This is a genomic window from Oscillibacter sp. (assembly GCF_032018205.1).
Classification (GTDB): domain Bacteria; phylum Bacillota; class Clostridia; order Oscillospirales; family Oscillospiraceae; genus Oscillibacter.
The window spans coordinates 79,043-102,163 of the sequence record NZ_DALZOY010000012.1 but is presented as its reverse complement, the minus strand read 5'-3'; the positions used below and the strand labels follow the sequence as shown (position 1 = coordinate 102,163).

The following is a 23,121-nucleotide window of genomic DNA, read 5'->3' as shown; positions in this document are numbered from 1 at the left end:
AGGCCGACGTGGTGAACGTCGGCCTGCCGGTGTCCGGCTGTTAGCTGCGCAGCGTGGCACGCAGGCGGTTGGGTTTTAGCAGCAGGTCCAGCGCGTCCAGCGGGGAAGACACCAATACGTCGGCGTGAGACAGCAGAGTGGGGCACAACCCCTCCCGCTCCAAAACGGCGACGCGCAGCGCCGCCGCATCAAACATCTGGATATCATTGAAGCCGTTGCCGATACACAGGATTCCTCCGTCCATTCCCCGGACAATGGATTCCTTGCACAGAGCCGCCCCCGCCTGAGAAAAGGTCTGCACGGCAATGCCCAGCGGCTCGCACTGGGCGCGGACGGTTCCATAGGTGTCCGCGGTGAGCACGGTGACGGAGACAAACTCCCGCAGTTTTTCGATGCGCTCGGCAACGCCGGGCAAAAGCGCCCCGTCCACGGCAATCGTGCCGTTGTAGTCCAGAACCACATGGTCAATTTCAACCGGCGCACGGCCGGGAATTTCAATGTTCAGCATAATGCTCCTTTCAACTCAGCCGTAGACCCCGCTTAAAAAGGCTTTGGTTTCCTCCTGCTGGGGCTGGAGAAACAGCGTGTCTTTTTCTCCGAATTCCACCAGCCTCCCATTGTTGAAAAAGGCTGTATAGTCGGCAATCCGGCGGGCCTGGGCGATATTGTGGGTGACGAGAATGATGGTGTAGGTTTCCCTCAGCTTCAAAAGCATGGCCTCGATGGCCTCGATGCTTTTGACGTCCAGCGCGGAGCAGGGCTCGTCCAGCAGCAAAACCTCCGGCTCCGCCGTCAGCGCCCGGGCGATGCACAGCCGCTGCTGCTGTCCGCCGGAAAGCTTCAGGGCGCTTTTATCAAGGCGGTCCTTTACCTCTTCATAAAGACCGGCCAGCGTAAGCTTTTCCCGCACCGCCGCATCCAGCCGCTCCTTGCTCTGTACGCCGTAATAGCGAAGGGCAAAGGTCATGTTCTTGTAAATGGAGAAGGGAAACGGGGCGGGCGTTTGAAACACCAGACCCACCCGGCGGCGCAGCTCTTCGGGGGGGAGCTTTCGCACATCGTCGCCGTTTAGAAAAATTTGCCCCTCCACAGCCGCGCCCGGTTCCTCCTCCAGCATGCGGTTCATCGCCCGCAGCAGGGTGGTTTTCCCGCAGCCCGACGGGCCGATGACAGCGGTAATTCGGTTTTTGGGAAAGGAGAGGGAAACCTGCTCCAGAGCGGGCTTTTTATCATAAGTAATGGTTACGTCTTTCAGGGTCAGGATTGTTTCCAAGCCCGGTTCCTCCTTTTGGCATACAAGGCTGCCAGAAAATTGCTGAGCAGAACCACCGTCATCAGCACGAATGCGGTGCCGTATACCTGCGGCATGGAGGTGCCCTGCGCCAGCAGAAGATAGAGATGGAGCGGCAGCGCCATGGCGGGTTTTGTAAGGGATACCGGCATCGCCGCGTAGGCCACGCCCCCGGTAAACATCAGCGGCGCGGTGGCCCCCATGGCATAGCAGGCACCCAAGATCACGCCGGATACCAGCTCGCCGCGACAGGCCGGCAGCACAACTTTCCAAATGGTGTAGGACTTTGAACAGCCCAGCGCGTAGGCAGATTGAGTCAGCGCGGGTGGCAGTTCCCGAAATGCCTTTTCTGCCCGGACCTCGATAAACGGCAAAATCATGATTGCCAGCGCCACGCCCGCAGACAAAACACTGCGGCCCAAGCCCAAAGAGCGTACCAGCAGGCTGTATGCAAACAGGCCCAGCACGATGGACGGAATGCCCGCGATGTTCTGAACCACCATCTGAATTACGGTCCGCAGCAGCTTGCTGCGGCAGAAGAAAACAAGATACAGCGCGGTAGACATGGCGGGAATCCCTCCCAGCACCACCGCCGTTGCCGTGAAGCAGAGGCTGCCCGCGATGGCGGGCCAGGTTCCGCCCTCGGAACCCAGCACCGATCCGCTGGGAGAGGCGGTGAGAAATTCCCATGTGATGACATGACCGCCCTGCACAAACACATAGCCGAACAGGAAGAGAATGACGGCGGTCACCAGCGTCATGCTGAGATATGCCCAGCTTCGGACAAGGAAGGCTTTGCATTTCATCGGCTCAACCCTCCATCCGCAGCAAACGGCGGCGCAGCAGGGCAATTCCTGTGTTGATAGCCAGCAGGATTCCCATTAAAACCAGCCCTGCTGCATACAGCGCGTGATAGTGAGTGCTGCCCACCGCTGCCGTTCCCATTTCCAGCGCAATCAAAGAGGCAATCGTCTCTCCCTTGCCAAGCATGGAGGGAAACACGCCTGCGTTTCCCATGACCATCATCACCGCCATGGTTTCTCCCATGGCCCGCCCCACCGCCAGAACTACGCTCAATAAAATGTTGCGGACGGAGAGGGGGAGAATCACATGAGCCACCGTATGCCAATAGGCCACGCCCAGCGCGTTTGCGGCAGGCAGGTATCTTTGGCGTACGCCCAACATGGTTTCGCAGCAGGCGGAAACCAAGAACGGAAGCAGCATCACCGCCAGCAAAATGGCGGCGGCCAGCACGCAGTGGCCGCTGCTGGAAAGACGGAGCCGCTGAAACAGCGGCACCAGCACGCACAGGCCGATAAACCCGTAGATCACCGACGGAATCCCGGCCAGCAGGTCAATCATGGAGCACAGCAGGTCCCGGGTGTTTTCCGACACCGCGCAGGAGAGGAACACGGCTGTGCCCACGCCCACCGCCACGGCAAGCGCGATGGCGGCCACGGAAACGTACAGGGTTCCCGCAATGTAATTCCCGATTCCGTAAGATACTCCGGTGCCATAGTCCACAGGCATCCACCGCTGCCCCAGCAAAAAATCCGCCGGGGCAATTTCCTGTAAGGCGGGAAGCGACTCCCGGACAATAAAGATCAGCACAAACGCCAGAGACAGCACGGTCAGGGCTGTCAGAAGACAAATCAGGCGGGGAAACAGAGCGTTTCCAATTTTCCGCATCACGATCCCTCCGGTTCCCAATTTATGGCAGGACAAACGCTGCCATTGTCACCGCAATGGCAGCGTTTGCCGGACAGAATAAGTTTCCGGGTCTTCCTAAAATCACGCCGTAAAGGCGGGGATGTAGCCGTTGTCCTCCACAACCTTATAGCCCACGTCGGAGAACACATAGTCCACAAAGGCCTGCTGGGCGGGGGTGGGCTCCTTACCGGTGACAAACATGATGGGACGCTGGACAGTGTAGTCCCCGCTGATGATGGTATCCTCATTGGCCTCCACGCCGTCTACCTTCATGGCAAACAGCACCTGACCGTTCTGGTTCGCCTTGTTATAAGCGCCGAAGCCAGCATAGCCGATGCTCCACGGGTCATTTGCGATGTTGGTGGCAAGCTCCGTCATGGAAGCGGACTGGGTGGCGGAGGAGGTTACCTCGCTGTCGCCCATAATGGCCTTCTGGAACACCTCGTAGGCGCCGCCGGAGAGGTCACGGATGTACACATTGATTGTTTCAGCGGGGAGAGAGGCGTCAACCTCGTTCCACGTAGAAATCTCGCCGCTGAAAATCTGGCGGATGGTGTCGGTGGACAAATCATCCGTCAGGCCGCACAGCGGGTTTTCCGCGTTGACGGAGATGGTCAGCGCGTCCCTGGCCACCACATATTCGGTGTATCCTGCGCCCAAGGCTTCCTTTTCGGAATCTTTGATGCTGCGGGCAATCATGCCGAAATCACAGGTGCCGTCAATCACGGCGCTGGCGCCCACGCCGGAGCCGCCGGGAGCGACATAGATGGAGATGTTGTCATCGGGGAACGTGGCATCCACCTTGTCCCAGGTGACATATTCATCCGTGAAGGAAGAAGCCAGAGAAGAGATGATGGGATAGAGAGAGGTAGACCCGCAGAAGAGGACACTGCTTTCAAAAGCCGCATCGCCGGGGGCGGAGGAAGCGCTGCCGCTGGGGGAGGAGGACGCGGCGGGCGCGGGACTTCCGCACGCGGTCAGCGACAGCAGCATCGCTGTTGCAAGAAGCGCGGTGAGAACTTTTTTCATGGTACAATGCCTCCAAAATTTTATTTCATCCAGAATTTACACGCATAGGTAATGTCTACATTATTCACAATTAAAGATGAAGTCAAATAGATAGTTTCTGTCAATCTAAATATATATCGCAATTTACGATAATAAATGTCTGTACTCAACAAAGTTCGGTATCAGCCGCGCAAGGAGGGCGGCTGTGCCGGGGAATTTTAGCAAAGTGAATATTGTTGGCGAAATAAAATACATAGGATCAAAAAACAGCTTTTGCAGAAAAAACAGACGGAGCTGCGGATAAAAAGCCGAAATTGCAAAGTCGCTGTCTGCTTGCGTCATAAAAGCGAAATTTAAGACTAATATTGGTTTATAATAACAAATTTTCTTAAAATATAGAAGAATGGTTGTAATTTTAAAGAAGATAGCTTAAAGTGAATAAAATGTTTATAAAAGAAATGGTGACGAGCATGGAATAAAAAACGAAATTTTTGTAAGTATTTGGCGTTCCCGAAAAAAGATTCGGCATTGCCGAATTTCGGCATTGACCGACAAAATTTTCCAAACTATAATAAAAATTAAGCAAAATAGATTCTCGGCGCGCCTTAGGGGCAATTCTTTTTGAAGATCGTTATATTCAAACGGGTATAACGAAAAATTACGCTCCCTAGGTTGAAGGCGCAAAAGGATGTGCTTTCCGGGAAAGCGCCCTTAGAAAGGGTTCCCGGGAAGGCACTGAACAGTAGGTGATGATAAAAAAACGTGCAAGCCGTAAAAAATGCCGGGAAAATATGCCGTGATCAAACTGTGTAAGGAGGAACACCATGTATAAAAAGCGAAATAGGTTCTGTTCTGTGTTTCTGGCAATCATAGTCGTCTTTGCCCTGCTGCCCGTTCCGGCAAGGGCGGCATCGGCGGCATGGGACGGAAAAACCATTGATGTGTCTTGGTACAGCAGGACGGGCACGACCTTTGATATCTCAACACCCGCCCAGCTCGCGGGCCTTGCGGCCATCGTCAACGGTATATACAACACGGATATTACAAACGTCATCGGTGATAAAAGTGTAATTGTGGCAAACCGGGTTGACGGTGCGAAGAGCGGCGGCAGCAATATGAGTACCGACACCTATCACTATGGCGCCGACAGCTTTAAGGACAAAACGGTGCGTCTGACGGCAGATTTGGACATGGGCGGGAAATACGATGCCGCTGCCGACACATGGAGCGGGCCAAATTATATGCCCATCGGCGGACAATATCTGATTACGCCCAACGATTCTACAACAAAACTCAGCTCCTCCTTTTGTGGGACCTTTGACGGGCAGGGACACACGGTTTACAACATCTACTGTTCCCGGCGCTGCACAACCGGAAGGTTTGGCGACGGCCAGTCCGTGGGCCTGATTGGCCGTCTGGGTGTGCATGACAACGATCCGGAGGACATGCGGCCGGAAAATCCAACGGTCAAAAATGTTGCCGTCACAGGCTATTTTTACGCCAACCGCTCCGTGGGCGGCATCGTCGGCAAGCTGGGAAAGACGACGTATAATACCGGCGGAAGCTCGGCGGGCGGGATCATCCAAAACTGCGCCAATTATGCCACCGTCTCGAATACCGACGCAAAGGGCTGCGGCGGAATTGTCGGCGCGGGCTGGAACGGCGGAATTGTGGAGAACTGCTATAACGCGGGGCGGGTGATGAGCACGTATACCTGCCCCACCGGCGGCATTTCGGGAAGCAATGAAATCACGCTGAAAAACTGTTACAGCGTGGGAAAAATTTCGGCAAAGCTGGACAGCTATGCCATGGCGATTGGGACGAACAACGGCGGCGCGGCGTATAAGCTTGCCGTGCTGAATTGCTGGTATCTGGAGGGCAGTGCTCCCGGCGGCGGATATTTCAGCGCCGGCACCGTTGTCAGCGACGGGGCGCTGTCTTCGGACAAGCTTAAAACCGCGGAGTTTGTTAAAACACTTGGCAGCGCATTTGCGGCGGACGCAAACGGCATCAACGGAGGCTATCCGGTTTTAAGCTGGCAGAAGGATATTAAAACGCCTTATTTTTCGGCGTATTCCGATGTGTCTGTCACGGACTGGTACTTTGCCGCCGCCAACCATGTTGTTTCCGAAGGGTTGCTTGAAACAACGAGGGACGGATCGTTTGCCCCCGCGCAGCCCGTGACCCGGGCCATGCTCGTGAAAGCGCTCTACCGTCTTGCGGGCGCGCCCGCTGTGACCGCTTCTCCTTCCTTTACCGACGTACCGGTGGAAGCGGATTACGCTCAGGCGGTGGCGTGGGCCTACGAGGCTGGCGTTGCCGGGGGGAAGACCGCCACGACGTTTGCTCCCGACGGCAGCGTCACAAGAGAACAACTGGCGGCGATGCTGTACCGCTATGTGCAGCGGGACGGCGGCGCGGCGGGAAAGGGCGGCCTCTCGGGATTTTCCGATGCCAAAAGCGTCTCGTCGTGGGCGGTGGACGCCGTTGGATGGGCGGTTGAAAACAAGCTGATATCCGGCATGAAGGATGGCACAATCTCGCCCCGGGGAACGGCGACCCGCGCACAGGCGGCGCAGATTTTGACGCGCTTTGAGGGAATCGCCGCATCGTAAGCGGCGGCTTGCAGCCCATTTTTGCGGTACCTGCTCCAAAGCCGGTCTGGCCCTCGGCCGGGGCCGCGGCGGTAAATCCGGACAGCACAGGCAGCCTGTGGAGCGCGGCGGGAACAAACGCGTCTCCCGTGTCCGGAACGGAGATTAAATACACAGAGCGGATGAAAGAGAGGAGGCGAGGTGCGGGGAAACTGCGGCATCAGGAGCTCAGATTGCTTGGAAACCTTTTCTTTAGGTACATGAAACCCGCGACAATATGAAAGGAGTTCAATTATGATGAAAAACCGAGGTAAAAAAGCACTGTCCGGTCTGTTCTCTCTTGCTCTGATTGTCAGTCTCTTCTCCTCAATGCCTGTTAAAGCCGGGGCGGTAAGCTCCTGGAACGGCGTTATCCCCGCCGCAAACGCCGCATATTCGTTCAGCGGCGGCAGCGGCACGGAAGCTGCCCCGTATGAGATTGACACGGCGGCAGACCTTGCGCAGCTCTCTGCCAACGTGCGGGGGGGAACGGTCTACACCGGGAAGTATTTCGTTATGACCGACGACATCTCCCTCAGCCCCGCTTCTGCCAGCGATGCCACTGTGAATCCCACTGTGGCCGGAACCGCCGGCTATACCGGCGGGGGCACGGTATACGAGTGGCTGCCCATCGGCGGCGGCAACACGAGTTACAGCTTTCAGGGCCACTTTGACGGCGATGGTTATACCATTTCCAACATCTTTTACAATCACTCCACCGGGAGCTACGGCACAGGAAACTCCGTAGCCAACAACATCGGCCTGTTCGGCAAGCTGGAGGAGAATGCCTCTATCCGAAACCTGACCATCTCGGGCGGCTATGTGGGCGCGCAGCGCTCCGTGGGCGGCCTTGTGGGCAAGGGCTGGGGCGATATTGTAAACTGCGTCAATAACGGCACCGTGGTCTACGGCAATGAGGCCAAGGGCGTGGGCGGCATCATCGGCGCCAACTGGGTCAATACCACCACCAATCCCCCCAGCATCCTCAACAGCGCCAACTATGGCAAGGTCATCAGCGGTTACAGCTCCGGCTCCGCCGGCGGCATCGCGGGCGAGAACGAGGGGACCATCCTGAACTGCTGGAACGCCGGAGAGGTGATCTCTCCCTATAACGCGGGCGGCCTTGTCGGCAGCAACAAGAACGATTACAACAAGCAGACCGGCACCGGTGGCACGGTTTACGGCGGCATTAGCAACAGCTATAACGCCGGTACGGTCACCGGCGGCATTGCGGGCGGCATCGCGGCCTTCCAGAAGGGTTCTATGCGCAACTGCTATAACATTGGAGATATCACCGGCTCCACCTACGCAGGAGAGTTGATCGGCGAGATGAACAGCTCTCTCACAAACGACGCCCTGCGCTATGAAGGCTCCTCCACCCCGGTGGGAAACCTCGTCTCGGGCAGTCCCGCAACCGTTTCGTTCAGTTCTGCCTCCGGCCTTTTGAGCGACCTGAACGGATGGGTCAGCGCCCAGAGCAGCGGGGATTACAGTACCTGGACCATTGACCCCAGCAAAAATAGCGGTTATCCCATTTTTGCCTAAACGGTAACTCGTCGGGGAATCAGGGAACCTCCTGATGCCCCGGCGCAAAAAATCTACCATGGAGCAGTGTGTATGAAAACTTGGATGAAAAAGAGCCTTTCCCTAACCATGGCGTTGGTCTTGACACTTTCCCTGTTTGTGTTCGAGCCGCTTACCGCGTCGGCTACGTCTATGGCGTCGGGGAAGGAAGTCTTTACCGCAGAGACGGCGGTGGAGGAAAACACCGTTTCGCTTATCTTTAAGCTGAGCACCGTTACAAGCAGCAGGCCCCTTCGGGAATTGAATATTAACATTGGGTATGACAGTAGCGTTTTGACATACAAGAATTGCGCCGACGGAGATTGGACTATCAATAAAAGCCCAGTTGTAACACCGGGAGCTTCAAGCGTAAATGTAAAATTTGAACCGGATAGCAACGGCAGCTACGGATTCGGTACAGCCGGAACGCTTTTTACCCTCCAATTTACAATTAACAATAATCCCACGCCGGGACGCTATTCCTTTTCAATTGGAGCCGGGGAAACTACTAATTACACGGTGTGGAAGGGATACAACACTAGTTCTAAGGGCCAGGAATCCCGCAGTTTGTCGTCATTTTTAAGCGACTATTTTTTCCTGGGTGATCTCAGCGGGATCATAAGAATTTCGGAAATCACCGGACTTCCGGCCAAACAGGCGGCTGCATTTAATGATCATACGGTGCAGTTTTCCGTAGGCGTGCTGCCCGCGAACGCACAGTATCAGGACCTGTACTGGACAAGCTCGAACAATGAAGTAGCCACCGTGAACAGCAGCGGATTAGTGACGCTCCTGAAAGAGGGAGAGACCACCATCAGGGCCGAAGCTGCGGACGGCAGCGGCGTATTTGCCGAGTGCGTACTCACCGTGACGCCGGGCGTTTCGGGAATCACGCTCTGGGACGTGGAAAAAGCCGACGTCAGCGTTGGCGGGACAATTCCTTCAAAAATATACACGATCAGACCTGCCACGGCGCTGAACCAGATGGTTACGTGGAGCAGCAGTGCAACGGAGACTGCCACCGTAGACCCCGGGACGGGCGTGGTCACGGGCATCGCGGCGGGAGACGCCACCATAACCGCAACCACGGAGGACGGCGGATATACCGCGTCCTATCCTGTGACGGTGGTGGAGGGCAAGGCAGCAAGCATTGGTGAGTCAGAATATTACACGCTGAACGAAGCCCTCGCCGCCGCGGCAAGCGGGGACACGGTGAAGCTGCTGCGCGACCATGGCGCAATGACTGTTACGCTGAGCCAAAACAACGTGACCCTTGACCTGAACGGGCACACCCTTTCTGTCAATACCCTTGAGGTTCCCGCCGGGACGGAGGGCGTCTCCATTGTTAGCGGCGCCGCCGGAGGGACGATCTCACTGTATAGAGCGTCGGCTCTGCACGGCCTGATCAGCGTAAAGGGAAAGATGACGGCAATTCGCGACTGCACCATCAACTGCGATCCAAGCAGGCCTGAGAGTGACCGCGATAGCCTGAAGCTGTTCAGGGAGAGCGGGATTGACCTTTTGGACGGCTGTACCATCAATGGAAACGTCATCATCGGAGGCGTCGCGGAGAGCATCAGCAACTGCACCGTTAAGGGTGCGATTCAGGCGGTTGGCATCGGTAGCGGGGCCGACGAATACACCGCGAAAATTCGGAGCCTGACCGACTGCACCGTGACCATGACGGGACAAGGCCAGAGCAACAGCTATGCCGCCGTATATTCGCAGCTTGGTGAGATTAAGATTGGCAGCGGAACCTATATCAGCATAGACGGAAGCCCGCTGCATGCCAATGGCAATCAAAAAGGAATCATTCAGGTGTATGACGGCCTCTTTAAGCCTAAGGCGGGCGACAAGGTTTGGCCTGATAACACAGCGGAGCCAACCATGCTCCGGGAGGATTACGAGTTCAGCGCAACTCCGGACAGCGAGGGATTTTACACCGTCGTTCCGGGACAAACCACCGGAACCTTCACCCTCACGGTCACGCCCGCGGACGCGGTGGTGGTAGTTAAGGACGCGTCCAACGCGGTGCAGAGCCCTCTGCTCACCTCGAACGCGGCGGGCGGTGTTTACCGCTATGAGCTGGTGAAGAAATCTGAGTATACCTATTCTGTCAGCAAGAGCGGGATGAAGACGCAGTCCGGACCCGTCCGTCTGGGGGACCGGGCGATGCTGAGCGTTTCCATCGCCCTTGAGCAGGCGGGCGCTGTTACCCCTGTTACCCCCGGAGCAATTTCCGGCGGCACTACGATTACCTCCGGCGGAACCTATACCATTCAAAGCGGAGCGACGGGGACCATCTTGGTGATGACCAAGGAGCCGGTCACGCTGGTGGGCAGCGGCATCAGCAGTCCGGATTCCAAATTTTCAGACCTTACCTTTGATTGCAGCGTTGCCGGCGCAAATCTGACGCTTAAAGACATTTGGATCAACAACAATGTGGGGCGGGGAACGGCGTCCGGCGACGTGAATTTCGGGCTGAACATCATCAACTTTACGGGTAAGGGCAATCAGCTCAATGTTGAAGGGGAAAGCCTGCTGGAAACGCAGGAGTATGTGCAGGGCGCGGGTATCCATGTGCCAAAGGGCGCGGATCTGTTTATCGGCGGCTCCGGAACCCTGTATCTGTACAAATACTCTCAGGGCGCGGGCATCGGGGGCAACAGCTATGAAGCCTGCGGAACCATCACGTTTGGAGGAGCGGACGTATTTATCAAAGGCTCCAAGACTGGACCTCTGGTGGGCGGAGACTCCCTTTTGGGCGGCGTGAAAAACGATCCGGTCTACATTACCGGCGGCACGTTAGTGCTGATTAACAAAGCAAACGGTGCGGCCATCGGCGCAAGCAAGCAGGGGAAAGGGGCCGGTCCGGTTTATTTACAGAACGGCAACCTGACGATTATCTCCGACTTTCTTGGCTCTGCCATTGGTTACGGCGGCGACAGAAGCGGATCGGCGGGGACCCTCTATGTCTCCGGCGGCAGCTTCAAGGCCGTCCGGACGGACAATTCCCTGAAGATGAACAGCGACAGCGCGGCACAGACGGTGGACGACACGCTGGTCACCGCCACCAAGCGGAACGGCAGCGACACCAAGGCCGTGAGCCGCCTGATTTTTGACACAAGCATGCTTTCCAAGAAGGCAAATGGGTTTGATGTATCCGGCAGCACCGGGTTTACTTACAGCGGCGGCTTCCACGAGCACCGCTATACGGAGAGCACGACCTCCACCGTCAGCAATTTTGGCTATGACGGCAGCGATAAAAATCTTTATTTTTATCTTCCCATGGAGACCCAAACGCTTACCGTGAACAATGAAAAGTTTCAGGTGACGTGGAGCGGTGCGGCGAAGGCGTTTACCGTGAAGAAGGCGGACCCCAACGCGCCTGTCATCAATACGCCGGAAGCCCAAAAGGCCACCGTGACCGCCATGGAGATCACCCCTACCACCAACGGAACCGTCAGCACGGCAACGGTGACGTCCTCCGCCATGGCGGAGACGCTGACCAAAGCACTGAAGGCCGCCGAGGAGGCGGGAACTTCCGCGGGTCTTGAAATCAAGGTCAACGCACCCTCGACAGCCACGGAGGTTCGGACCAGCATTCCCACAGCGTCCATTTCCAGCGCTGTGGACGCGTCTATTGCCATGCTGTCCATAAACACTCCGGTGGGAACTGTCGAACTGAATGCGGCGGCGCTGAGCAGCGCGGTGCAGCAGGCGGGCTCCAACGCCAGCGTAACGGTGACTGTAAGGCAGGTGAGCGTTACAGCGCTGAGTGCGGACCAGCAGAAGCTGGTTTCAGGCGGCGCGGTGGTTGAGGTAAGCATGACCGCCGGAAGTCAAAGCATTACCCGCCTTGGCGGCGGAAGTGCGGCAATTACCGTCCCCGCCGGAACGGTAAAAGACGGTCAGACGGCCCGGGTGTATTACCTGAATAGCCGGGGACGACTGATTCTGATGACCGGCAGCTACAATGTTGACAGCGGTACGGTCACGTATTCCACATCTCACCTGTCCAAGTACGTGGTGCTGGCGCAGGAGAAGTGGGAAAGCCCCTTTGAAGACGTGGCAAACACGGCTTGGTGCGCGGATGCGGTGGAATTTGCCGCCGTTTCCGGCCTGTTTCAGGGGACAAGCGACACCGCTTTTTCGCCCAACGCGTCCATGACCCGGGCCATGCTGGTGTCGGTGCTGTGGCGCATGGAGGGAAAGCCCGCGTCGGACAAATCGGCAGGCTTTGGCGATGTGGCGGCAGACGCATGGTACGCCGATGCGGTGAACTGGGCGGCGGCCAACGACATTGTCGGCGGGTATGCCGAGGGCGTCTTCGGACCCTCCAAGCAGCTTAGCCGCCAGCAGCTTGCGGCGATTCTGGCGCGGTTTGCAAAGTACTGCGGCTATGATGTCACGGGCACCGCCGATTTGAGCGGATTTACCGATCAGGCGCAGATGAACGGTTTTGCAAAAGAGGGGATGGCCTGGGCGGTAAACGAGGGGCTGATCTCCGGAACCACGGCCGCCACGCTGGCTCCCGCGGCGGTGACGACCCGTGCGCAGGTGGCAACAATCCTGATGCGTTTCCAGCAGAAAGCGGCAATTTAAAAACCGCGCAGTTTCCAGCTTACGGGCCGGAGACGGGGAGAGCGCCCGTTTGGGCGCTCTCCTGCGGTGCTTTTCAGCAGAGCGCGAAAGAGAAGATCCTCCCGGGCCAAGCAATACGGCGCTATTCTTGAAAAACAATCAAAATAACTGTTTGGCACGAGAACTTAAAAAAATGACTGCTTTTGTGCAGAGGATAACCTTTGTTTTTTAGACAATATTAAACCGGAGCATTTCTTTTGAAAAAACGCCGTCATTCATTGAAAATTACGATGCAAGGAGAACGGGCTATGAAAAAAGGGACACAGGGAGTGCTGGTGTTGCTGCTGCTATGCCTTTTGGGAGGAACAGCCCGGGCGGCGGAGAGCGCGGGACCGGAGCGCATCATTCTCTCTTGGACGGGTGATCCGAAAACAACCATGACCGTCTCCTGGCAGGCGGAGGCGAACGGGGCGGACGGCTGGGTGGAGTATGGCACGAGCCCATCCCTTTCGGGCGCGAAGAAAATTTCTGCCACGGTCGCCAAGCTGACCTCCGGCATTGCGCTGGACGCGACGGTGGAGCAGGCGGCGCTCACCGGTCTGACGCCCGGTACAGTCTATTATTACCGGGTTGGAAATGGAGGATCAAAAAGTGAGATCCGCCATTTTCAAACGGCGCAGAGGGAGGAACCGTCGTTCTCCTTCCTGTATATGGGGGATGTGCAGACCGGAACAGGGGACGACGGCAAGTGGAAAAGCCTGCTGGAGACTGCGGCCCGGGACAATCCCGGCTTTGCCTTTGGCGTTTTGGGCGGCGACATCGTGGACAGCGGAATTTCCGCCGACCAGTGGAAACGAGTGCTGGGCAGCGCCACGGGCGTGTTTTCCCAAATTCCCATGATGACCACCAACGGCAATCATGAGAGCAACTTTCCCGGCGGAAAGCCCGAGCTGTATCTGGATTTGATGGCGCTTCCTCAAAACGGGCCGGAGGGCTTTTCCGAGGAGTTTTACTCCTATGATTACGGAAACTGCCACATGCTGGTTTTGAACTCTTGGGTTTTTTCGGGGGAGCAGGGACTGAGCAGCGCGGATTATCAGCGGCTGAACCGTTGGATTGCAGACGACCTGCGCGCCAGCGATGCCGTGTGGAAAGTCGTTGTGATGCACCACCCGGTCTATTCTCTGGCCAGCGACAAGGTGGCCGCTGCGGTGAAACGAAGCTGGGAGCCGCTGTTTGAGGCAAACGGCGTGAGTCTGGTGCTTTGCGGACATCAGCATGTGTATTCCCGGTCCTATCCCATGACGGACGGGGAGATTGACTTTACGGACGGCATCACCTACGTTATGGGCAACGCCAGCCAGAAGTTTTATTCCACTGCCGACGAGACGTATCAGGCGAAAACGGTTTACAACACCTCCACCTATCAGGTGGTCCGGGTTGACGGTAACAGCCTCACCGTTCAGTCCTATGACGGAGCGGGAGATCTTCTGGACTTTACCGCCCTCCTGCCAAGAGAAGGGCAAAAGACGTTTTCCGATGTGCCGAGGGAGGCGTGGTATGCTCAGGCGGTATCTGCCGCCGTATCTGGGGGCCTGCTGGACGAAACGGGGACGGAGACATTCTCTCCCGCGGCCTCCGCTAGCCGGGCGATGGCGGTTTCGGCCCTGTACCGTCTGGCGGGCAGTCCCGCCGTGACGGGGACGGCTCCGTTCTCCGATGTACCCGCCTCCGCCGCTTACGCGAACGCGACCGCGTGGGCGCAGCAAACCGGCGTCAGCGCCGGGACGAAGGCGGGAACCTTCCAGCCTGAAAAGAGCGTTACAAGGCAGGAACTGGCCGTTTTGCTGGGGCGGTATGCGGAGAAAATCGGCGGTGAGAATACTGCAAAATCCGGTGCGCTTTCCGCGTTTTCCGACGGGGATTCCGTTTCCTCCTATGCCCGTTCGGATGTTGCATGGGCGGTAAGCAGCGGGCTGATTCGCGGAACAAAGGATGGACGCCTGCTGCCCGGAGCGGTGCTCTCCCGGGCGCAGATGGCGGTTGTTTTGACACGCTTTGCGGAAGGGGGGACGCTTAGTTGAAAGCGAGTTTAAAAAAACGGGCGGCCCGGGTGCTTTTTCTGGCGCTGGCGGTCTGCCTGCTGAGCGTCCCTGCCGGGGCAAAAACGATTTCCTCGGAGAGAGGGAACAACATTTTCTTCTACGCAACGAATGCCTCCGGGAAAAGCGTGCTGCTGAAGGTGCTGCCCCTGTCGGACCTGAAGGTCCTTACCCATGGCACGGAGGAAGGAACGAATTACTACATTTCCTCCACCGACAACTATCCTACCACCCAGTACTGCGAGGCACGGGGATTCACCATCCCGGAGCTGGTGGACTGCGTGAAGGAGAAAACGGGGGTTTCTGGGGCGGCAGAGCTGAGCTTTTCCGGCACGGATAAAATTCAGCTTATGGCAACCGACAGCTACGGGACTTACAGCCGCGTCTGGACCTACGACCAGCTCTATGGCGTTAAGCGGTATTATTTCGAGGGCCTATACGACAGGGAGCAAGGCTGGAACACCGGCTGGGAGGTGGGCGGCGAAGACAACAGCAAATTTGGCATTGACCTGCCTACCTATCAGAAGGACTATCAGAGCAAGGACCCCTATTACGCGGACAAGCGTGCGGCGTTTGACACGGGCCGGGAAACCACGGTGATTTTGGCAACGGAATCCCTCTCCGGGCGAACCACCACCGACACGCTGAATGCCTCCACAGAGCTTGGGCTGGGAAGCTATATCGAGTCCAACAAAGGAAGCGTGACCGGATGCCTTGCCAAGAATTTGACGGACGACACGGCGCTGCGGCTCAGCCTGCCCATGACGGAGGCGGACCTGATGGCGGCTCACCGCACCGCCTACGACAATTTTAAATGGATTTACAATTTGCGGCTGGACATGACAAAGGCCCCCGCCCTGCGGTCGGCGGGGACGGTGGCGGACCCTGTGGCCCGTTTCACCAAAAGCGCCGACGGAAAGACACTGACCATCGCGCTTACCTGCGCCACGACAGGGGCCACGATTTACTATTCCTATGACGGAGCGCCCCAGATTCCCTACACCGGTCCGGTGACCTACGATATCTCCGGGCGGGACCTGTCCGCAAGCCCCGTGACCATGTATGCCACGGCGGTAAAAGAGGGCTGGGACGACGGGGGCGTAATATTCATGAAATATCCCGGGCTGGCCCCCGCATTTCAAGCGCTGTACAGCAGTATGGCAAATGAAAATGTGGTGTTTCAGGCCGCCGCCGGCGTGTCTTCGGCGGAGTGGACGGCATGGACCGGGGCAATGAACTTTATCACCGTCAAAACACCGGAGGTAAACGGCTATATCACGGTAAGCCCGTCCGAGTACAAAGCGGGGGCGGCGTCCTTCACCTTTGACAAGAGCCTGTTTGGAAAAACCGGGGCGTACAGCTTCATTTTCCACGCCACCAAGTATGCGGACAAGCAGGTTTCCCTCACCATCAAAAAAGCGGCCCCCACAGTGAAAACGCAGGGAAGCTATGGATTGGGCAGCGCGATGACGCTGCGCTTTGACGATGCGGAATATCAGTCCGGTCTGTCCGTATACATACTGGATTCCAACGGAACCCGAATTCTGATTCCCTCCTCCGGACTGGACCGCTCTGTGGTTGGACAGGTGACGGTCAAAGCGGAGTATTTTGCGCTGGCCTCCTGCCCGATTCAGGCGGCGGGGACCTATACGCTGGAACTGGACAACAGTCTCTACGCGCCGGGGTCCCAGACGGTGAACGTCGCGGTGGCGAAGCTTATGGAGACAGGCTTTTCCGACGTGGCGGGGGACGCGTGGTGTGCCAACGCGGTTGTGTACGCGGTGCAAAACGGCCTGTTCAACGGAACCGCACCCGGACTGTTTTCCCCCAATTCCTCCATGACCCGTGGCATGTTTGTCACGGTTTTGGGGCGGCTGGACGGCGTGGCGGCAGATACCATCTCAGCTCCGGCTTATTCCGATGTGGCGCAGGACTCTGTCTATGCCCCCTATATCGCGTGGGCGGCGGAAAACGGGCTGGCGGCGGGCTATCGGGACGGCACGTTCCGGCCCAACGTCTCCGTGACGCGGGAGCAGATTGCGGCGATTTTTTACCGCTATGCGCAATTTAAGGGCGAAAAAACGAATAATACAGATTCTGCGGCGTTCAACGCCTTTTCCGATGGAGCGGATGTCGGCGCCTATGCGCTGGACGCCATGCGCTGGGCGACGGCGGCAGGCGTGGTCAACGGCGGAGGCGGGCGGCTGAACCCCAAGGGAACGGCGAGTCGTGCGCATGTGGCGCAGATGATGCTGAACTATCATACATATCGGGAGGGAGAGCATACATGAGACGAAAGCTTTTGAGCGTTTTGCTTGCGCTGGCACTGGTGACGGGGCTGGCCCCGGCGGCGCAGGCAAAAACGGTGCCGGCGGGACAGACCGTGGGTACGGTGCTGTTCTATGTGACCGACAAGGCGGGAGAGCGGGTGTTGGTTTCCCAGATTCCCGTGTCCGAAATGGTATCGGACCTGAAGGCGGGAAAAGTTGACAATACACTGCACAACTATTCTATCTTGGACCGATATGTGACCACTGTGCATCAGGAGGCGAAGGGATTTACCATTCCCGAGTTTGTAACCTACGCCAAAGGAAAGTCCGCCCAGGCGGCCCTGCGGGCGCTGGAGCTGACTTTTGCGGGGCAGGACGCCATCCGCCTGTGGGAAATAGACCAGACCGGCTTTGACGATTTAGATACCTACACCTGCGACGAGCTGTACGGTGTGGCGCGCTACAATTATCCGCTGCTGTACAAGTACTGGGACTATCGGACGCAGGAGTACGCCGACCCGGACGGAAAGCTCACCCGTGATCAGGCGGTCAGTGAAATTCTCAAGTCTGCCGAGCCGGAGGTGCCGCTTTTGTCCGTGCTGGCCTTCTCCCAGCGGTACATGATTACCGATGGAAAGTATGGCACCGGGGACTATAACATGGAGAGCTTGTGGTATACCTCCGGGCTGATGGACAGCGAGCGCACCCCCCGCTTTATGAAGCCCATGACCAAGGAAGACCTGACGGGAAAGGCCTCCACCGCCGCAGACAGCCGCTATTGGGTGGCAACCCTTTTGCTGAATATGAAGGATGCGCCGGGAGTGACAGCACTGGGCGCGGTGGGCGTTCCCTCCGCCGTGATGACGGAGGACGGGGCAAATTACTATGTGCGTTTTTCCTGCCCAACACAGGGCGCTGCAATTTATTACAATCACAATTTCATCAGCCCCAGCTATACCCCCACCAGTCGGTATACGGGGGACGCGGTGGTGATTCCCAAGACCAATTTCCCCGGCGGAACCGTGACCATGACGTGCCGTGCGGTGAAGGATGGTTGGACCGACGCGGGCGTTCAAACACTGACGCTGACTTCCTCTGGTGCGGAAAAGGGCTGGGTCAGCCCGTATACGGATGTGACGGCGGGCGCGTGGAGCTATGAGGCCGTGGGGTATGTCACCCAAAAGGGAATCATGGGCGGCACGGCAAAAACCTCCTTTTCCCCCAACGCGCCCATGACCCGGGCCGCGTTGGCTTTGGCGCTGTATCATATGGCGGGCAGTCCCAAGGTCTCGTCCGGGACGGGCTTTGCAGACGTACCCTCCGACGCGTCCTATGCTTCGGCGGTGGCGTGGGCCAGTCAAAACGGCGTGGTGAACGGAACCGCGTCGGGCGGCTTTTCTCCGGAGGCCGGGATTACCCGCGAACAGCTTGCCGCCATGTTTTATCGGTATGCCAAAAATGTGGCGAAGACCGATTTGACGGTTTCGAGGGACTTGAGCGTTTATGCGGACGTTGCCGACGCGGGAAGCTGGGCAAAAGAGGGCTTGTCTTGGGCGGTGGGGGCTGGTCTGGTCAACGGAACCAGCGCCACGGAGCTGGCCCCCAAGGGGCCGGCCACGCGGGCACAAACCGCCGCCATGCTCCAACGGCTGGGACTGTTTGTGGGATGAAACGCGGCCCGATGGGCGAAACGACAGGAGGCGGGAAAGGGTGACTTACGTGAAGAAAACAGGAAAGCGGGCGGCGATGCTGGGCCTTGCCCTGTGGGTACTGCTGCTGTGCGGTTGCGGGGGAACGGTGAAAGTGCGGGCAGACCTCTCGGACTATGGGGAAAGCCCTATTACAATTAAAGGACTAAAGGACGAGGACTTTACCGTCACGCCCAACGAGCTTGCGAAGCTAAGCTGCGTAAAGCGTACGGCCACGGGCGCCACGGCGAAGGCCGGAACGGTCAACGCGGTGGGGCCGCTGCTGAACACGTTTTTGGCGCAGTATGAGACGGAGATGTCGGACTTTCAGAAAATCCGGTTTCTTTGCAGCGACGGATACAAGACCGTTTTAAAGGAGGAGTACCTCACCGACTATGAGGTGGTGCTGCAACTGGCGGAAGGAGACGCGCCCCTGCCGGAAAAGCAGCGGCCCTTGCGGATTCTCATTCCGGAGGCGGAATCCTCTTACTGGGCCTACGCGGTGACCTCTATTGAGTTTGTAAAATGAAAAGAATGACACAAAGACGCATAGCCGTCGTTCTTTTAGAGGTGGCAATTCTGCTGTGCTCCTCCGGCTGCGGCGAAAATCCTGTGAAGGAAAAGCAGCCTGTGGAGATCTGGTCCTTTACGGATTCCTGCGGCCGTGAGGTGGAGCTTCCAAGAGAGGTTAAAACCGTGGCCCCTTCCGGGCCGTTGGCGCAAATCTTTCTCTATACGCTGTGTCCCGACGAACTGGCGGGCCTCTCCACACCGCTGACCAAAAAGCAAAAGGAATACTTTCCTGAAAAATACTGGGACCTTCCCGTGTTCGGCCAGTTTTACGGCGGGGGAGGAACGATCAGCTATGAATCCGTAATCGCCGCCGCGCCGGATGTGATTATAGACATGGGAGAGGAAAAATCCGGCATCGCCGCCGACATGGATGCCATCCAAAGACAGACCGGCATTCCCACAGTTTTTATCAAGGCCCCCTTGGAGGACACCGCCCGGGCGTACGACACGCTGGGAGAGATTACGGGGGAAAAAGAGCAGGCGAAGGCGCTGTCGGATTACGTCCGGCAGACGCTTGACGACGCGAAAGCCTTTGGCGCGCAGATTCCCGAATCTGAGAGAACGGCGGTGCTGTTCGCTCAGGGGGAATACGGTACAGAGGTAAACGGCAATGGTAGTCTCCACGCGCAGGTGCTGGACTGGGCGGCCGCCCGGAATGTGGCGGAGCTGAGAGAAAACTCCGACAGGGGTGGAGACGAGGTGAGCATGGAGCAGATTTTGCTCTGGAACCCGGAGGCGGTGGTTCTGGCGCCCGATAGCTGCTACGACGACATTTGGGAGGACCCTCTGTGGGCCAACGTCCGGGCGGTAAAAACCGGCGCGGTGTACGAGGTGCCGGACGCGCCCTATAACTGGCTGGACAGGCCCCCCTCCGTCCAGCGGATTCTGGGCATTCGCTGGTTGGGAAGCCTCCTGTATCCGCAAGTTTTTCAGTATGACATGGTAGAGGAAACCCAGACCTTTTACAAGCTGTTTTACCACTATGACCTGACGCAGGCACAGGCAAAGGCCCTTCTGGCCCATTCCACGGAAAAGATGGAGGAAAGCGCATGACAGAGCATTCCGAAAAGCCAGATATTTTGGAGATATCCCTCCGGTTGCGGCGGCGGGGCAGGGGGCGCATTGTGCTGCTGGCGGCGGGATTGGCGGCGGTGTTTCTGGTGTCCTTTTCTCTTGGGAAATACCCCGCTTCGGTGGAAGATGTGGTGAAAATCCTGCTCTCCCGCGTTCTGCCCATTACCCAGAGCTGGAGCAATGAAACGGCGGGCGTGGTGCTGCGGCTGCGGCTGCCGAGGATTCTGCTGGGCTGTCTGGTAGGCGGCGGACTGTCCGCCGCCGGGGCCGCCTATCAGAGCGCGTTTCAAAATGCCATGGCGTCCCCCGATTTGCTGGGGGCCACCGCGGGGTCCGCCTTCGGCGCGGCGATGGCGATTCTTTTGGGCGGCTCCTCCGGAATGATCACTACTTCGGCATTTGCCTTCGGACTTCTGACGGTGGGGCTGACATGCCTTGTGGGCAGCCGGGCGCAGGGAAACCGGGTGGTAAACTTTATTCTGGCGGGAATTATGATGACCTCTCTGTTCACGGCGGGAACCTCGTACATTAAGCTGATCGCTGACCCCACGGACCAGCTTCCCGCCATTACCTACTGGCTGATGGGCAGCCTGAACAGCACGCGGCTGCATGATCTGGCGTTTGCCGCTGTGCCTATGTCGGTGGGAATCCTGACATTGCTGCTGCTGCGCTGGCGGATGAATCTTTTGACGCTGGGGGACGACGCCGCCCGGTCCATGGGGGTAAATGCCGACGCGCTGCGCCTTGGCGTAACCATCAGCGCCACGCTGATTACCGCTTCCGCCGTTTCGGTCAGTGGAATGATTGGCTGGGTGGGGCTGGTAATCCCCCATCTTTGCCGCCGTCTGGTGGGGGCGGACAACCGGTATCTGCTTCCGGCCTCGGTGCTGCTGGGAGCGGCCTTCCTGGTGCTGGTGGACGACGCGGCCCGATGCCTGTCTACCTCGGAAATCCCCATTGGAATCCTGACGGCGGTGATCGGCGCGCCGTTTTTCCTCTATCTGATTCTTCGGAAGGAGGGGGCCTTATGCTGCTGAGCATTCAAAAGCTCTCCTGCTCCTACGGGACCAATCCGGTGCTGCGGGAGGTTTCCTTTGATGCGGAGGGGGGGCGGACCGTGGCGGTGCTGGGGGCCAACGGCGCGGGAAAAACCACGCTGTTCCGCTGTATTCTGGGGCTGGTGAGGGGGTATGAGGGTAGTATCCTGCTGGAAGGCGCGGAAGCGCGTACCCTGCCGCCCCGGCGCCTTTCGGAGCTGGCGGCGTATATTCCCCAGTCGGGCGCGGCGCTGCCCGGCTATTCCGTGCTCAGCATGGTGGAGACGGGCACTGCCCGGCAGCTCTCTCCGTTTTCTTCGCCGGGAGAGACGCAGAGAAAGGCGGCATGGGCGGCGCTGGAGCAGGTGGGAATGGAGGGCTTTGCCACGCGGCGGTTTGACCGGCTCAGCGGAGGGGAACAGCAGATGGTGCTGATTGCCCGGGCCTTGGCGCAGCGGTCCCGGATTTTGTTGATGGACGAACCCTCCGCCCATCTGGACTTCGGAAACAATCTCCGGGTGCTTGATCGCCTGCGCCGTCTGGCGGGAGAGGAATATCTGATTCTCTTTTCCACCCACGACCCCCAGACGGCGTTGCAGCACGCGCAGGCGGTTTTGGCGCTGTGCGACGGAACCGTGGCGGCCTATGGACCGCCCGATAAAGTGCTGGACGCGGCATTGCTCCGCCGTCTGTACGGCGTGGAGGTGCGGCTGCTGGAGACGGACGCCGGACGGTTTGTGATTCCGGGGCGGGAGAAGAGAGCATGATGCAGGACTGGCTGCCGGAGACCATTGCCTTTTACCGTACCGCCGCCGCCCACAGCGACTATTACCGGATTCTGGCGGAGCGGGTTTCGGCCTACCTTCCGCTAAACGCCCATGTGTGCGACGCGGGCTGCGGCCTGGGGGAGCTGAGTCTGGCGCTTTTGCCCTTCTGCGGGCGGGTGACCGCCATCGACCGAGCCGCCCCGCCCATTGAAGACTTGCGCCGCCGGGCGGCGGGACTTTCCAGAATGGAGATTCTCCAAGGGGACATTTTTGAAAACCGGCCGCCAAAGCCCTATGACGCCATGGTGTTCTGCCTGTTCGGCGGCATGGAGGAGACGCTTCAAATCGCGGCGGAGCAGTGCGCTGGCCCAGTGATTCTGATTAAACGGGCCAGCACTGTTCATCGGTTCGGCACCAGCGGGTCGAAGCTGGAACACTTTACACCCGCGGCGGCGGAGGAACGCCTGCACCGTCTGAATATTCCCTTCCGGGCGGAGCACTTTGCGCTGGAGCTGGGGCAGCCCTTCCGCTCGCTGACGGAGGCGGATCAATTTTTTCGGCTCTATAACCGGGGGAGAGACATCCCCCCGGAGGAGGTGCGAGGCAGGCTTCAAGTCTCGGCCCTGCCGGGGTTTCCCTGCTATCTTCCAAACCGCAAGCAGTTGGGGCTGATCGTGTTTTCGGCCTCGGATGTTCGGCGGGAGAAGGAGAGCGGTGGGGGAGACGCCTGACGATTTGATTCGCACAAGGTTAGAACGGGTGTACACCTCTTTACTCAGGACTGTGCGGCCCAGTGAAAGATCATAGAAAAAAGGAGTTAC

The 23,121-nt window shown here is 58.1% G+C and carries 16 protein-coding genes; 11 read left to right on the top strand and 5 right to left on the bottom strand.

Annotated features, from left to right (window positions below; translation table 11 throughout):
- Nucleotides 1–40: 40 nt before the first annotated feature.
- The 5 genes from RTU96_RS10680 to RTU96_RS10660 form a co-directional block, all read right to left on the bottom strand.
- A complete protein-coding gene (locus RTU96_RS10680) occupies nucleotides 41–508 on the bottom strand; it encodes an ATPase P (protein WP_312636589.1) in 468 nt (155 codons plus the stop codon).
- A 15-nt stretch (nucleotides 509–523) separates the two neighbouring features.
- A complete protein-coding gene (locus RTU96_RS10675; RefSeq protein ID WP_312636588.1) occupies nucleotides 524–1,273 on the bottom strand; it encodes a phosphate ABC transporter ATP-binding protein in 750 nt (249 codons plus the stop codon).
- Nucleotides 1,258–2,097: an ABC transporter permease subunit gene (locus tag RTU96_RS10670; protein WP_312636587.1), complete on the bottom strand. Its 840-nt coding sequence runs from the start codon at nucleotides 2,095–2,097 to the stop codon at nucleotides 1,258–1,260. Before RTU96_RS10670 ends, RTU96_RS10675 begins: the two co-directional genes overlap by 16 nt.
- 4 nt (nucleotides 2,098–2,101) lie before the next feature.
- A complete protein-coding gene (gene pstC, locus RTU96_RS10665) occupies nucleotides 2,102–2,980 on the bottom strand; it encodes a phosphate ABC transporter permease subunit PstC (RefSeq protein ID WP_312636586.1) in 879 nt (292 codons plus the stop codon).
- 102 nt (nucleotides 2,981–3,082) lie between these two features.
- Nucleotides 3,083–4,030: a PstS family phosphate ABC transporter substrate-binding protein gene (locus RTU96_RS10660; RefSeq protein WP_312636585.1), complete on the bottom strand. Its 948-nt coding sequence runs from the start codon at nucleotides 4,028–4,030 to the stop codon at nucleotides 3,083–3,085.
- An 803-nt stretch (nucleotides 4,031–4,833) separates the two neighbouring features.
- Here RTU96_RS10660 and RTU96_RS10655 point away from each other — a divergent pair.
- The 11 genes from RTU96_RS10655 to RTU96_RS10605 all read left to right on the top strand — a co-directional run bounded on the left by RTU96_RS10655 (nucleotide 4,834) and on the right by RTU96_RS10605 (nucleotide 23,031).
- Nucleotides 4,834–6,624, top strand: a complete 1,791-nt coding sequence (locus tag RTU96_RS10655; RefSeq protein ID WP_312636584.1) for an S-layer homology domain-containing protein — start codon at nucleotides 4,834–4,836, stop codon at nucleotides 6,622–6,624.
- Between the two features lie 273 nt (nucleotides 6,625–6,897).
- A complete protein-coding gene (locus tag RTU96_RS10650) occupies nucleotides 6,898–8,187 on the top strand; it encodes a hypothetical protein (protein ID WP_312636583.1) in 1,290 nt (429 codons plus the stop codon).
- A 72-nt stretch (nucleotides 8,188–8,259) separates the two neighbouring features.
- Nucleotides 8,260–12,810, top strand: a complete 4,551-nt coding sequence (locus tag RTU96_RS10645) for an S-layer homology domain-containing protein (protein ID WP_312636581.1) — start codon at nucleotides 8,260–8,262, stop codon at nucleotides 12,808–12,810.
- Nucleotides 12,811–13,097: 287 nt separating this feature from the next.
- Entirely contained in the window at nucleotides 13,098–14,873 is a 1,776-nt protein-coding gene (locus tag RTU96_RS10640) for an S-layer homology domain-containing protein (RefSeq protein WP_312636580.1), read from the top strand.
- On the top strand, nucleotides 14,870–17,182 hold the full coding sequence (locus RTU96_RS10635; RefSeq protein ID WP_312636579.1) for an S-layer homology domain-containing protein: 2,313 nt from the start codon (nucleotides 14,870–14,872) through the stop codon (nucleotides 17,180–17,182). The genes RTU96_RS10640 and RTU96_RS10635 overlap by 4 nt, the downstream gene beginning before the upstream one ends.
- On the top strand, nucleotides 17,179–18,831 hold the full coding sequence (locus RTU96_RS10630; protein WP_312636578.1) for an S-layer homology domain-containing protein: 1,653 nt from the start codon (nucleotides 17,179–17,181) through the stop codon (nucleotides 18,829–18,831). The genes RTU96_RS10635 and RTU96_RS10630 overlap by 4 nt, the downstream gene beginning before the upstream one ends.
- Before the next feature lie 40 nt (nucleotides 18,832–18,871).
- Nucleotides 18,872–19,378 (top strand): hypothetical protein, encoded by a 507-nt coding sequence (locus RTU96_RS10625; RefSeq protein WP_312636577.1) that lies wholly within the window; start codon nucleotides 18,872–18,874, stop codon nucleotides 19,376–19,378.
- 5 nt (nucleotides 19,379–19,383) lie between these two features.
- Entirely contained in the window at nucleotides 19,384–20,475 is a 1,092-nt protein-coding gene (locus RTU96_RS10620) for an ABC transporter substrate-binding protein (RefSeq protein ID WP_312636575.1), read from the top strand.
- Entirely contained in the window at nucleotides 20,472–21,533 is a 1,062-nt protein-coding gene (locus tag RTU96_RS10615; protein ID WP_312636574.1) for an iron ABC transporter permease, read from the top strand. Before RTU96_RS10620 ends, RTU96_RS10615 begins: the two co-directional genes overlap by 4 nt.
- On the top strand, nucleotides 21,524–22,300 hold the full coding sequence (locus RTU96_RS10610) for an ABC transporter ATP-binding protein (protein ID WP_312636573.1): 777 nt from the start codon (nucleotides 21,524–21,526) through the stop codon (nucleotides 22,298–22,300). The genes RTU96_RS10615 and RTU96_RS10610 overlap by 10 nt, the downstream gene beginning before the upstream one ends.
- Nucleotides 22,297–23,031 (top strand): class I SAM-dependent methyltransferase, encoded by a 735-nt coding sequence (locus RTU96_RS10605; protein ID WP_312636572.1) that lies wholly within the window; start codon nucleotides 22,297–22,299, stop codon nucleotides 23,029–23,031. Before RTU96_RS10610 ends, RTU96_RS10605 begins: the two co-directional genes overlap by 4 nt.
- The last annotated feature ends 90 nt before the right edge of the window (nucleotides 23,032–23,121 follow it).

Coding starts and splice junctions, on each gene's coding strand:
- RTU96_RS10680 (WP_312636589.1), bottom strand. CDS start 508: ATGCTGAACATTGAAATTCCCGGCCGTGCGCCGGTTGAAATTGACCAT.
- RTU96_RS10670 (WP_312636587.1), bottom strand. CDS start 2,097: ATGAAATGCAAAGCCTTCCTTGTCCGAAGCTGGGCATATCTCAGCATG.
- pstC (WP_312636586.1), bottom strand. CDS start 2,980: ATGCGGAAAATTGGAAACGCTCTGTTTCCCCGCCTGATTTGTCTTCTG.
- RTU96_RS10660 (WP_312636585.1), bottom strand. CDS start 4,030: ATGAAAAAAGTTCTCACCGCGCTTCTTGCAACAGCGATGCTGCTGTCG.
- RTU96_RS10655 (WP_312636584.1), top strand. CDS start 4,834: ATGTATAAAAAGCGAAATAGGTTCTGTTCTGTGTTTCTGGCAATCATA.
- RTU96_RS10650 (WP_312636583.1), top strand. CDS start 6,898: ATGATGAAAAACCGAGGTAAAAAAGCACTGTCCGGTCTGTTCTCTCTT.
- RTU96_RS10645 (WP_312636581.1), top strand. CDS start 8,260: ATGAAAACTTGGATGAAAAAGAGCCTTTCCCTAACCATGGCGTTGGTC.
- RTU96_RS10640 (WP_312636580.1), top strand. CDS start 13,098: ATGAAAAAAGGGACACAGGGAGTGCTGGTGTTGCTGCTGCTATGCCTT.
- RTU96_RS10630 (WP_312636578.1), top strand. CDS start 17,179: ATGAGACGAAAGCTTTTGAGCGTTTTGCTTGCGCTGGCACTGGTGACG.
- RTU96_RS10620 (WP_312636575.1), top strand. CDS start 19,384: ATGACACAAAGACGCATAGCCGTCGTTCTTTTAGAGGTGGCAATTCTG.
- RTU96_RS10615 (WP_312636574.1), top strand. CDS start 20,472: ATGACAGAGCATTCCGAAAAGCCAGATATTTTGGAGATATCCCTCCGG.
- RTU96_RS10610 (WP_312636573.1), top strand. CDS start 21,524: ATGCTGCTGAGCATTCAAAAGCTCTCCTGCTCCTACGGGACCAATCCG.
- RTU96_RS10605 (WP_312636572.1), top strand. CDS start 22,297: ATGATGCAGGACTGGCTGCCGGAGACCATTGCCTTTTACCGTACCGCC.